The sequence below is a fragment of the Pelagerythrobacter rhizovicinus genome (assembly GCF_004135625.1).
GTDB lineage: Bacteria > Pseudomonadota > Alphaproteobacteria > Sphingomonadales > Sphingomonadaceae > Pelagerythrobacter > Pelagerythrobacter rhizovicinus.
This window is the reverse complement of sequence record NZ_SDPV01000001.1, coordinates 1,054,968-1,065,642: the sequence shown is the minus strand read 5'-3', so window position 1 is coordinate 1,065,642 and position 10,675 is coordinate 1,054,968. Positions and strand designations below refer to the sequence as shown.

The window sequence follows — 10,675 nt, the reverse complement described above, 5'->3', positions numbered from 1 at the left end:
TCCAACCAACGGAGTAAAGCACATGCGCAATATCACTCTTACGCAAGCCCTGGTCCTCGACGCGGCGAGCTGTACGCTCTTCTTCGCGCTCTGCGTGGGTACCACTGCTACCGTGGCGAGTCTGCTGGGCCTGCCCACCACGATTGTTGCCACAGCGGGGTGGATCTGCCTGCCGGTGGCGGCGCTACTGGCGTTCCTCGCTTACAGGCCGTCGCGTCCGCTGCTGGCAGTTGTGGTCATCGGTAACGCCGGATGGGTGCTCGCCAGCCTGGCGGTCTGGCTGCTCCACCTCAACGCGCTGACCGGACTCGGCCATGCCGTCATCATTGCGCAGGCGATCGTGGTCGAGCTGTTCGTGATTCTCGAATGGCGGGGCCTGAAGGCGCTCGGCGCGCGGCCTTCCGCCGCCTAGCTCAACTGGTCGATTGCTTCCGAGCTCAGAGAGCCCGGGATCACGAAGAGAGGGCAGGGCAGCGAGCCGGCGTGCGCGGAAAAATGCGTCACGAGCGGCCCAGGCCCTCCCTCCGCTGCCGAGCCCAGCACCAGTGCGGCGACCTCCGGATGCTCGGCAAGGTATTCCTTGATCACCGCCTGTCCTTCGCCGACCCGCACCGCGATGGTCGGCATCTTGCCGCTTTCGGAGTAGAGATTGCCTGCGGCGCTCGTGGCCATGACTTCGGCACGATCGCGGGCTTCCTGCTCGATCGTCGCCTGGACGCCGCCGAAGGCGTTGAAGCTCTGCGGCTGGACCAGCGCGAGGATATGCACCGCGCCGCCGGTCGCCGACGCGCGGCGCGCGGCGAACCGCAGCGCTTTGCGCGCTTCCTCGGTCTCGTCCATGATCACGAGATAGACCCGCATGCATTGCCCTCCGGCGTCGGGTATCCGATGAAATCGTATTCCGCGCAAGGACCTTGCCCGTGCGCGCCAAATTGGCCAGAGCAGGGCCGAAAAATTCGCGAGGACCCGACGTAAACATGCCCACGCCGATCAAGATGCCCGCCCTTTCGCCCACCATGGAGGAGGGCACGCTCGCCCGATGGCTCGTGAAAGAGGGCGATCAGGTCAGCGCCGGCGACGTGATGGCCGAGATCGAGACCGACAAGGCGACAATGGAATTCGAAGCGGTCGACGAGGGAACGATCGTCAAGATCGAGGTGCCCGAAGGCACGGAGGGTGTGAAAGTCGGGACCGTGATCGCCACGCTTGCGGGCGAGGACGAAGACCCCGAAGAGGCGAAGGCGGCGACGTCGGCGGAATCGAAGTCCGCCAAGAGCGAAGAGAGCGAAAAGAAGGACGAAGCCACAGCGAAGGCTGGGGCCTCGGGCGGTGAAGAAAAACCGTCCGACGCACAGCCCGAGGCCCCCGCCTCCGCGGGGGCTCAGGCGAAAAAGGCTCCTGCCGCACCCAAGGTAGAGGGCGACCGGATTATCGCTTCTCCGCTCGCGAAGCGCATCGCCGAGCAGAAGGGAATCGATCTCGCCTCGGTCAAGGGAAGCGGGCCGAACGGGCGAATCGTGAAGACGGATGTCGAGAGTGCGCCGGCGGCCACCGCGCAGGCGCAAGCTCCTTCCAAGGCCGCGGAGCCGGCAAAGGCCGCTGCCCCTGCGGGCGCCCAGCAGAGCGAATTCGGCGCGCCTTACGAGGCACAGAAGCTCAACAACGTGCGCAAGGTCATCGCGCGCAGGCTGACGGAAGCAAAGCAGACGATCCCGCACATCTACCTCACGGTGGACGTGCGGCTCGACGCGCTGCTGAAGCTGCGCGGGGAGCTCAACGCCAGCCTCGAGGCAGACGGCGTCAAGCTCTCGGTCAACGATCTCCTGATCAAGGCTCTCGCGCGGGCACTGCAGCGCGTGCCGCAGTGCAACGTCAGCTTCCAGGGCGACGAGCTCCACCAGTACACGCGGCAGGATATTTCCGTTGCGGTTGCGGCGCCGAGCGGACTGATCACTCCAATCGTGGTCGATGCCGGACGCAAGGGCCTGGCGCAGATCTCGACCGAGATGAAGGAGCTCGCGGGCAAGGCGCGCGACGGCAAGCTGCAGCCGCACGAGTATCAGGGCGGCACGGCCTCGATCTCGAACCTCGGCATGTTCGGGACCAAGCAGTTCGACGCCGTGATCAATCCGCCGCAGGCGATGATCCTGGCGGTCGGCGCGGGCGAGAAGCGGCCTCATGTGATCGATGGCGCGCTTGGCGTCGCCACGATGATGACCGCCACCGGCAGTTTCGATCACCGCGCGATCGATGGTGTCGACGGCGCGAAGCTGATGGATGCCTTCAGGAACCTGGTCGAGAATCCGATGGGGCTTCTCGTCTGACGTGGGCCTGCTGCCCGCCATCCTGCTGACCGCGCAGGTCATAGGTCCGCCCGCGCCCCCGACCGAACCGGTCGGCGAAGTGCGCGTGCCGATGATCGGACGCGAAGGACCCGGGGTGGATGCCTGCGGAGGGATCGCGCGCATCGCAACCTACGACGAAGAGGAGCCGGTGCGCGAGCGCCCCGATCCCGAGGCTCCCGAAGCCGAGAAGCTTCCGCACAAGGCGCTCGTCTGGCTGTGCGAGGCGGATGGCGAGTGGCAGGGCATCGTCTATCCCTCAGGCGAGTTCCAGGACCTCGGCGACTGCCGCGTCAGCAGCCCGGTGCCGGAGAGCCGCCTGTATGACGGGCCGTGCCGCCATGGCTGGGTCCTGGCCGAGAACCTCGAACTGGTGGTGGGGTGACCGGCATGAATACCGCCGGCGCCCCCATGATCCGCGTCACCGCCATGCCGGCGGACACCAACCCTTATGGGGGCGTGTTCGGGGGGTGGCTGATGAGCCAGATGGCACTCGCTGCCGGGTCGCTTGCGAGCCGTGTGGGGCGGGGCAAGGCGGTTGTCGTCTCCGCCACCGACTTCGCATTCCCCGGCGCGATGGCGGTGGGTGACGAACTCTCGGTCTATTGCGAGGTGCTGGCGACGGGGAATACCTCGTTGACCATCGCCGCCGAATCGGTCGCCCGCGAACGCAATGGCGAGGCGACGGTCAAGGTCGCAGGCGGCACGTTCAAGTTCGTGCTGCTGGATGAAGACGATCGTCCGCGCACCGCCGTCCTGCCCGGAAAAGTTTCCACCTGAGGTAATCCTATTACGCCCGATTTTCCCCTTTCCTACATGGTAGCGACTGTGAAAGGGATCGGGTGCGCCAATCAGACTTCACGAGGCAATTCGACCAATGGCTGACAAATACGACGTTATCGTGCTCGGTTCGGGTCCCGGCGGGTATGTCGCGGCGATCCGCTGCGCCCAACTGGGGCTGAAAACCGCAATCGTCGAGCGCGAGAACCTGGGGGGCATCTGTCTCAACTGGGGCTGCATTCCGACCAAGGCGCTCCTGCGCTCGGCCGAGATCTTCCACTACATGCAGCACGCGCAGGATTATGGGCTGAAAGCCAAGGAGATAGAGGCCGATCTTGAAGCGGTGGTGAAGCGCAGCCGCGGCGTCGCCAAGCAGCTCAACCAGGGCGTCACGCACCTGATGAAGAAGAACAAGATCGCCGTTCACATGGGCGAGGGGACCATGACCGGCCCGACCTCGATGACCGTCAAAGGCGACAAGGGCGAGGAGAAGCTGGAGGCGAAGCACGTGATCGTCGCGACCGGCGCGCGGGCCCGGGACCTTCCGTTCGCGAAGGCCGACGGGAAGCGCGTTTGGACCTATCGCCATGCGATGACTCCGCAGGAGATGCCGAAGAAGCTGCTGGTCATCGGCAGCGGTGCGATCGGGATCGAATTCGCGAGCTTCTACAACGATATGGGTGCCGAAGTTACGGTTGTGGAAATGCTCGACCGGATCGTGCCCGTGGAGGACAAGGACGTCTCCACCTTCCTCGAGAAGTCGCTCACCAAGCAGGGCATGACGATTATGACGGGGGCGGGCGTCGAGGACCTGAAGGTCGGCGCGAGCGGCGTGAAGGCGAAAATCAAGGCGAAGGACGGCAAGACCTCCGACACCGAGTTCAGTCACGTGATCGTCGCCGTCGGGATTCAGCCCAACACCGAGAACGTCGGGCTCGAGAAGCTCGCCGAGATGGACCGCGGTTTCATTCAGATCGATCCCTACGGCCGCACGAAGACCAAGGGCCTGTGGGCGATCGGCGACTGCACGCCGGGGCCGTGGCTGGCGCACAAGGCGAGCCACGAAGGCGTGACCGCGGCCGAAGCGATCGCGCAGGAGCTGGGCAACAAGGACGTCCACCCGCACCCGCTCGACCGCAACAACATTCCCGGCTGCACCTACTGCCATCCGCAGATCGCCAGCGTCGGCATGACCGAGGCGAAGGCGAAGGAAGCCGGTCACGAAGTGAAGGTCGGCAACTTCCCCTTCATCGGCAACGGCAAGGCGATCGCGCTGGGCGAGGCGGAAGGCTTCATCAAGACCGTGTTCGACGCGAAGACCGGCGAACTGCTCGGCGCCCATATGATCGGCGCCGAAGTCACCGAGCTGATCCAGGGCTATACCGTCGGCAAGACGTTGGAGACGACCGAGGCAGAGCTGATGCAGACGGTCTTCCCGCATCCGACTCTTTCGGAAATGATGCACGAGAGCGTGCTCGGCGCTTACGGACGCGCGCTGCACATCTGATCGGCACCTACGGGCACTAAGCGTCCCCGACGGGGACCCGGACGGGGGAGAGCGAGATGACCGAGTTCCTGATCCTCGCCTTCGTCATCATGATGGCGGGCGTGGTGGCCGTGCCGCTCGCCACGCGTTTCGGGCTTGGGTCGGTGCTTGGCTACTTGCTCGCGGGGATGGCGATTTCGCCATTGCTCGGCGCCCTTCGGGTCGACGTCAGTGCTCTTCAGGCCTTCGCCGAGTTCGGCGTGGTCATGATGCTGTTCATCGTCGGGCTGGAGCTCGAGCCGAAGAAGCTGTGGGAAATGCGCCGGCGCCTTGTCGGACTTGGGGGCGGGCAGGTCCTGCTGACCACGCTTGCGCTCGCCGGCGCGATGATGGCCGCGGGACAGGAGTGGCGCACTGCGATCGCGATCGGGATGGTACTCGCCCTCTCGTCCACCGCAATCATCGTGCAGACGCTCACCGAAAAGGGGCTGCTGAAGAGCGAGGGCGGTGAAGCAAGCTTTTCAGTCCTGCTCTTTCAGGATGTGGCGGTCATTCCAATGCTCGCCATTCTGCCGTTTCTTGCCTTGCCCGAACTCGCTACGGCAGGGGCCGCAAGCGCGGAGGCAGCTCATGGCCACGGCGGCGGCTTCAACCTGACCGAAGGCATGCCGGTCTGGCTCTCCGGCCTGACGACGCTTGCCGCGGTCGGAGCGGTCGTGCTCATCGGCACCTATCTCACCCGGCCGGTCTTCCGCTTCATCGCTGCGGCGCACTTGCGCGAGCTGTTCACCGCCACGGCGCTCGTCTTCGTGATCGGCATCGCGCTGCTGATGACCATCGTCGGCCTCTCGCCCGCGCTCGGCACTTTTCTGGCTGGGGTGGTCCTAGCGAACAGCGAATACCGGCACGAGCTCGAAAGCGACATCGAGCCGTTCAAGGGCCTGTTGCTGGGCCTGTTCTTCATTACCGTCGGGGCGGGAATCGACTTCACGCTGGCAATGGAGAACTGGAACACGGTTCTGTTCTGGGCAGCGGTCGTGATCGCGGTGAAGGCTGCGGTTCTCGCGCTCATCGCGCGCGTGGCCGGGATCCGGCGTCAGGCGTCTTGGCTCTTCTCTCTCAGCCTGGCGCAGGCGGGGGAATTCGCGTTCGTGCTGATCGGTTTTGCCGTGGCCAATTTCGTCCTCGACGGCGAAACCGCGGACATGCTGCTGCTGATCGTGGCGCTCACGATGCTCGCAACACCACTGCTGTTCATCGCTTATAGCAGACTGATCGAGGCGGCCTATTGCCGCGGGGAAGAGCGCGAGGCGGACACGATCGAGGAGGAGAACCCGATCATCATTGCGGGGCGGGGGCGGGTCGGCGGGATCGTCGACCGCATGCTCGACGCCGCCGGGCGCCGGGCGACGGTGATCGACTACGATTCGACGCATCTCGAGCATCTGAAGAAGTTCGGCGTGAAGAGCTATTTCGGCGACGCGACGCGGCCCGACCTGCTGGCGTCCGCCGGGATCGCCCGCGCAAGGCTGCTGATCGTGGCACTCGACGAGCGGGAGCAGATCGACAAGCTCGTCCAGTATGCGATCAAGAACTTTCCGCAGCTCCACGTCATAGCGCGTGCCATCGATCGTGACCACGTCTACCACCTGTGGGCGATGGGCTGCCGCGACGTGATCCGCGAGACTTATGACGCGGCGATCCGCATGGGCCGCTCCGCCTACGAGGCGCTCGGTGCCGACCGGCAGGCGGCCCGCGCGATGGCGGATGCGTTTGAGGAAATGGACCGCACTTCGATGCGCGAGGTCGCGGACCTCTACCGGCTCGACATCCCGGCCTACGAGAACGAGCCGCTGCTCGCGAAGATCAGGGAGCTGCGCGCCGAGTGGGATCCCAAGCTGCGCGAGATGATGGACGACATCGTCCAGAGGGGACATTGAGCGAATGACGCAGGGTACGCACCACTACGTTCCGGATACGCGGAACGAGACCATTCTGATCGACGTGAACGGCGAGCATTTTCCGCGCGCCGAAGCGAAAGTCAGCGTGTTCGACAGCGGCTTCATGCTCGGTGACGGCGTATGGGAGGGGATCAGGCTGCACCACGGCCGCCTGGCCTTCCTTGACCGGCACCTTGATCGCCTGTGGCGAGGTGCCAAGGCCATCCACATGGACATCGGCGTCACACGCGACGAGCTCGAGCGGCGGCTCTATGCGGTGCTCGATGCCAACGGCATGACGGACGACGGGGTGCACATCCGCCTGATGGTCACGCGCGGTCTGCGCTCCACCCCCTATCAGGACCCGCGCGTGGTGGTGACGCCGGCGACCATCGTCATCATTCCCGAATGGAAGGAGCCGGCGCCCGAAACGGCGACGCGGATGCTTCGGCTGTTCACGGTTCACGTGCGCCGCGGCTACCCCGACGTGCAGGATCCGATGCTCAACTCGCATTCGAAGCTCAACTGCATCACGGCCTGCATCCAGGCGGCGCAGGCGGGGGCCGACGAAGGCCTGATGCTCGATCCGCACGGCTTCGTCGCGACCTGCAACTCGACGCACTTCTTCATCGTACGCGACGGCGAGATCTGGACCTCGAGCGGCGACTACTGCCTCGACGGCATCACCCGCAGAGTGGTGATCGAAGTGGCCCGCGAGGCAGGCATCCCGGTGTTCGAGCGCAACTTCTCGCTGACCCACGTCTATGGCGCCGACGAGGCGTTCACCACCGGTACTTTCGCAGGCGTGGCGCCGGTCGGCTCGGTCGATGGGCGGGCACTCGGCACCAAGCGGGGCCCGATGGTCGAGCGGCTTCAACAACGCTATCTCGAACGTCTCGCGCAGGATGTCGCGGGGAGGGGGCGGCCATGACCATCCGCATCGCCATGTGGTCGGGCCCGCGCAACATCTCGACGGCGATGATGCGCAGCTTCTCATCTCGCGCCGACTGCGCGGTCTCGGATGAGCCGTTCTACGGCGCATTTCTCGAAGCGACGGGTGAACCGCATCCAATGGCGGCAGAAACGGTCGCAACGATGGACTGCGACTGGCGCTCGGTGCTGGCGACGCAGTCTGGCGATCCACCAGGCGGTGAGCCGGTCTGGTACCAGAAGCACATGCCGCACCACATGGTCGGGCCGGTCGGCATCGCCGATATGCCCGATCATCGGCATGCCTTCCTGATCCGCGCGCCGGAGCGCGTGGTCGCAAGCTATCGTGCGAAGAACGAGTTGCGTCGCCCGGAGATGCTCGGCTTTGCGCAGCTGCGCCGCTATTTCGAATATGAGGTGGAACGGACCGGAAGTGTTCCTCCAGTGGTGGATTCCGACGACATCCTGGCCGATCCGGCGGGTGTTCTGGAGAAGCTGTGCCTTGCGCTGGGGATCGATTGGGATCCCGCCATGCTGGCATGGCGCGCAGGGCCTCACCCGAAAGACGGGGCCTGGGCCCCGCATTGGTACGACAGGGTCAATGCCTCGACCGGTTTCGGCGATCCGCCGGGGTCCTTGCCGACTCTTGAAGGTGGCTATCGCGCTGTCGCGGACGCGTGCCGGGCCGATTACGAAGCGCTCCGGCATCACGCGATAACCGCCTGACAGCGGTTCGGCGAAAAAACGGGGCGCTCTGTCGCCGTGGACGTTTCCGCTTGTCTCGATGCGCGTTTCTTCATCGAAGGAGAGGCGCGATGGAATTCGAGATCGACGACGACCCCCAGGATCATGATGGCGACCGGTGCGAGGCGAACCGCACGGGCGGCGTGCGCGAAGATCATCTGCTGCATACGCGCAGCGAGCGTCGGCCGAGCAAGGCGAATGAGGCTACCCCGCCATCGCAGTTCAGGCTGAAGGTGGCGGACAGGGTGGGATTCGAACCCACGGTGGGCGTTAACCCACGGCGGTTTTCAAGACCGCTGCCTTAAACCACTCGGCCACCTGTCCGTGTTGCGCCAGCTAGCGCGAACGTGGGGGCTTGTCATCACCGGCGCATCGGTTCGGCTGCGGGGGACGCCTTAAACGTCGAAAATCATTTGCGGTTAAACTGCGCTCTGCCACAACGTCCGCATGATCAAGCGCGCTCTCCTGACCCTCGCCCTCTCCGCCGCCGTGTTCACGCCCGCCGTTCCCGCGACGGCGCAGGACATGCCGTTCGACACCTATCTTCAGCAGCTGACGGCCAGAGCCAGGGCGGAGGGGGTGAGCGAAGCGACCATCGTGCGCATGACGCAGGGGCTCGAGCCAAACCGACGCGTGATCGAACTCGACCGCGGGCAGCCGGGGTCATCCTCGTCGGGCGGTAGCGGATATCCGCCGCTGTCCTCCTACATCGACAGGCATGTCGACGCCGCCCGTATCAACGGCGGCAGGCGCGCCCACGCCTCTTCGATCGGCACCATCCGTGCGATCGAGCGGGAATATGGCGTGCCCGGCGAAATCCTGGTCGCGATCTGGGGGCACGAAACCGCCTACGGCGCGGTGACCGGAAGTTTCGACCTGGCCCAGGCGCTCGCAACGCTTGCCTGGGAAGGACGCCGGCGGGAGCTCTTCGCCGGCGAATTCGTCGACCTGCTGAAGGTCGCCGACAAAGGCTATCCGCGCTCGCAGCTCAAGGGCAGTTGGGCCGGCGCATTCGGCAATCCCCAGTTCCTGCCGAGCGTTTACCTGCGCCTGGCGACCGACGGCGACGGCGACGGACGCGCAGACATCTTCAGCAACAATGCGGACACGCTGGCGTCGATCGCGAACTACTTTCGCGATGCGGGCTGGCGGCGCGGCCAGCCCTGGGGCGTGCGCGCCTCGGTTCCGAGCGGGTTCAACTGGTCCGCGGTCCGCAGCAAGGTCGCCTCCCCGGTATGCCCGCGGGTTCACGAGCGGCACAGCCAATGGCGCACGGTCGGCGAGTGGCGGGCGCTCGGCGTCCAACCGCAGCGCCCGCTCGACGAATCCGTCATGGCGACCCTGTTCCAGCCCGACGGGCCGGGTACGCCCGCTTGGCTCTTAACCGCAAATTATAGGGTTATCCTCGAATACAACTGCTCGAATTACTACGCGATGAGTGTGGGGTTGCTTGCAGATGAGATTGCCCGATGACCTGTCTGGTGGAGCCATTGCGCTTGCGCTGAGCGCGGTCCTGGCGGGCTGCGGTGCGGCAGGCGGAGGCGAACATCCGGCCGCAGGAGCGGGCTCCCCGCTCGCCGCCCAGGCGAACGGACCGGCGGCCGACTTTCCCCTGGTGCTCGGCGATCCGTTCACCATCGACGGCGTCGAATACGTTCCGACCGACACAATGAGCTACGACGAGGTTGGCTATCTGGCTGCGGATGGCGAGGCGGGTGCGGGCGTGACGGCAGCGCACAAGACGCTTCCGCTGCCGAGCTATGTCGAAGTGACCGCGCTCGAAACCGGTCGAACTGTCCTCGTGCGCGTCGAACGGCGAGGGCCGATGTCGAACACGCGACTGGTGGCGCTCTCAAGCGATGCGCTTGCGCAGCTCGAAGCAGGCGAAGGCGCACCGGTGCGCGTCCGCCGCGTCAATCCGCCCGAGATGCAGCGCGCCGATCTCCGCGCGGGCCGCGCGGCGCCGCTGCGGATGGATACGCCGGAAACCCTGCTCGGGGTGCTGCGGCGCAACTTGCCGAGGGAAGGCTCGGCAAGCCTCGCCGACGGGCGCCGGCCACCGGTTCGCCCGGGCGTTCAGACGTCGGATCAGCCCGCCGCCCCGTCGCTTGCGCGCGTGGAATCAGGGGCGGGTGTGCCGGCTCCTGCGCCGGTCGAGAAAGCGGCCGAGGTTTACCCGCTGGTGCCGCTCGAACGGACCGCATCGGTGCAGCCGGCGGCAGTAGCTGCGCCCGCCGGAGCCTTCGTGGTCCAAGCGGCCGCCTTCTCGAGCAAGGCCAACGCCGATCGTGCGGCAGAGACGCTGGGCGGCTTCGTGTCGAAAGCGGGACGGTTCTACCGCGTCCGCACCGGCCCCTATACAACCCGGGGACAGGCCGAAGCCGCGCTCGCCAAGGTACGCGCTGCCGGTTATAGCGACGCGAGAGTGTCCACAGCAGGTTGATCCGCCGGTC

The 10,675-nt window shown here is 65.7% G+C and carries 12 protein-coding genes and 1 tRNA gene; 10 read left to right on the top strand and 3 right to left on the bottom strand.

From position 1 onward, the window contains the following. Positions 1-22 precede the first annotated feature (22 nt). Positions 23-412, top strand: a complete 390-nt coding sequence (locus ETX26_RS05220) for a hypothetical protein (RefSeq protein WP_129523586.1) — start codon at positions 23-25, stop codon at positions 410-412. On the opposite strand, the gene ETX26_RS05215 is transcribed toward ETX26_RS05220, so the two are convergent. Then, entirely contained in the window at positions 409-861 is a 453-nt protein-coding gene (locus ETX26_RS05215) for a universal stress protein (RefSeq protein ID WP_129523585.1), read from the bottom strand. The two genes, ETX26_RS05220 and ETX26_RS05215, sit on opposite strands and share 4 nt — an antisense overlap. Positions 862-977: 116 nt before the next feature. Between ETX26_RS05215 and ETX26_RS05210 the strand changes: the two genes are divergently transcribed. From ETX26_RS05210 to ETX26_RS05180, 7 genes are all read left to right on the top strand, one after another. Further along, entirely contained in the window at positions 978-2,324 is a 1,347-nt protein-coding gene (locus ETX26_RS05210; protein ID WP_129523584.1) for a pyruvate dehydrogenase complex dihydrolipoamide acetyltransferase, read from the top strand. Position 2,325: 1 nt separating this feature from the next. Then, positions 2,326-2,727: a hypothetical protein gene (locus ETX26_RS05205; protein WP_129523583.1), complete on the top strand. Its 402-nt coding sequence runs from the start codon at positions 2,326-2,328 to the stop codon at positions 2,725-2,727. 5 nt (positions 2,728-2,732) lie between these two features. Beyond that, the gene (locus ETX26_RS05200) at positions 2,733-3,122 is read left to right on the top strand and encodes an acyl-CoA thioesterase (protein ID WP_165271692.1); all 390 of its coding nucleotides are present in this window, start codon (positions 2,733-2,735) and stop codon (positions 3,120-3,122) included. A gap of 97 nt (positions 3,123-3,219) precedes the next feature. Next, positions 3,220-4,629, top strand: coding sequence for a dihydrolipoyl dehydrogenase (gene lpdA, locus ETX26_RS05195; protein WP_129523582.1), 1,410 nt, complete (start codon positions 3,220-3,222; stop codon positions 4,627-4,629). A 56-nt stretch (positions 4,630-4,685) separates the two neighbouring features. Further along, complete coding sequence (locus tag ETX26_RS05190) at positions 4,686-6,548, top strand: monovalent cation:proton antiporter-2 (CPA2) family protein (protein WP_129523581.1); 1,863 nt, start codon at positions 4,686-4,688, stop codon at positions 6,546-6,548. A 4-nt stretch (positions 6,549-6,552) separates the two neighbouring features. Further along, a complete protein-coding gene (locus ETX26_RS05185) occupies positions 6,553-7,479 on the top strand; it encodes an aminotransferase class IV (protein ID WP_129523580.1) in 927 nt (308 codons plus the stop codon). Next, positions 7,476-8,204 (top strand): sulfotransferase-like domain-containing protein, encoded by a 729-nt coding sequence (locus ETX26_RS05180; protein WP_129523579.1) that lies wholly within the window; start codon positions 7,476-7,478, stop codon positions 8,202-8,204. Before ETX26_RS05185 ends, ETX26_RS05180 begins: the two co-directional genes overlap by 4 nt. Here ETX26_RS05180 and ETX26_RS05175 read toward each other — a convergent pair. Further along, positions 8,186-8,389 carry a hypothetical protein gene (locus ETX26_RS05175; RefSeq protein WP_129523578.1) on the bottom strand — a complete coding sequence of 68 codons (204 nt, stop codon included), beginning with the start codon at positions 8,387-8,389 and terminating at the stop codon, positions 8,186-8,188. The two genes, ETX26_RS05180 and ETX26_RS05175, sit on opposite strands and share 19 nt — an antisense overlap. A gap of 67 nt (positions 8,390-8,456) precedes the next feature. Then, positions 8,457-8,546: transfer RNA gene (locus ETX26_RS05170), tRNA-Ser, on the bottom strand. A 123-nt stretch (positions 8,547-8,669) separates the two neighbouring features. Between ETX26_RS05170 and ETX26_RS05165 the strand changes: the two genes are divergently transcribed. Continuing rightward, positions 8,670-9,695 (top strand): lytic murein transglycosylase, encoded by a 1,026-nt coding sequence (locus ETX26_RS05165; protein ID WP_129523577.1) that lies wholly within the window; start codon positions 8,670-8,672, stop codon positions 9,693-9,695. Beyond that, positions 9,679-10,665: an SPOR domain-containing protein gene (locus tag ETX26_RS05160; protein WP_129523576.1), complete on the top strand. Its 987-nt coding sequence runs from the start codon at positions 9,679-9,681 to the stop codon at positions 10,663-10,665. Before ETX26_RS05165 ends, ETX26_RS05160 begins: the two co-directional genes overlap by 17 nt. Positions 10,666-10,675: the final 10 nt, after the last annotated feature.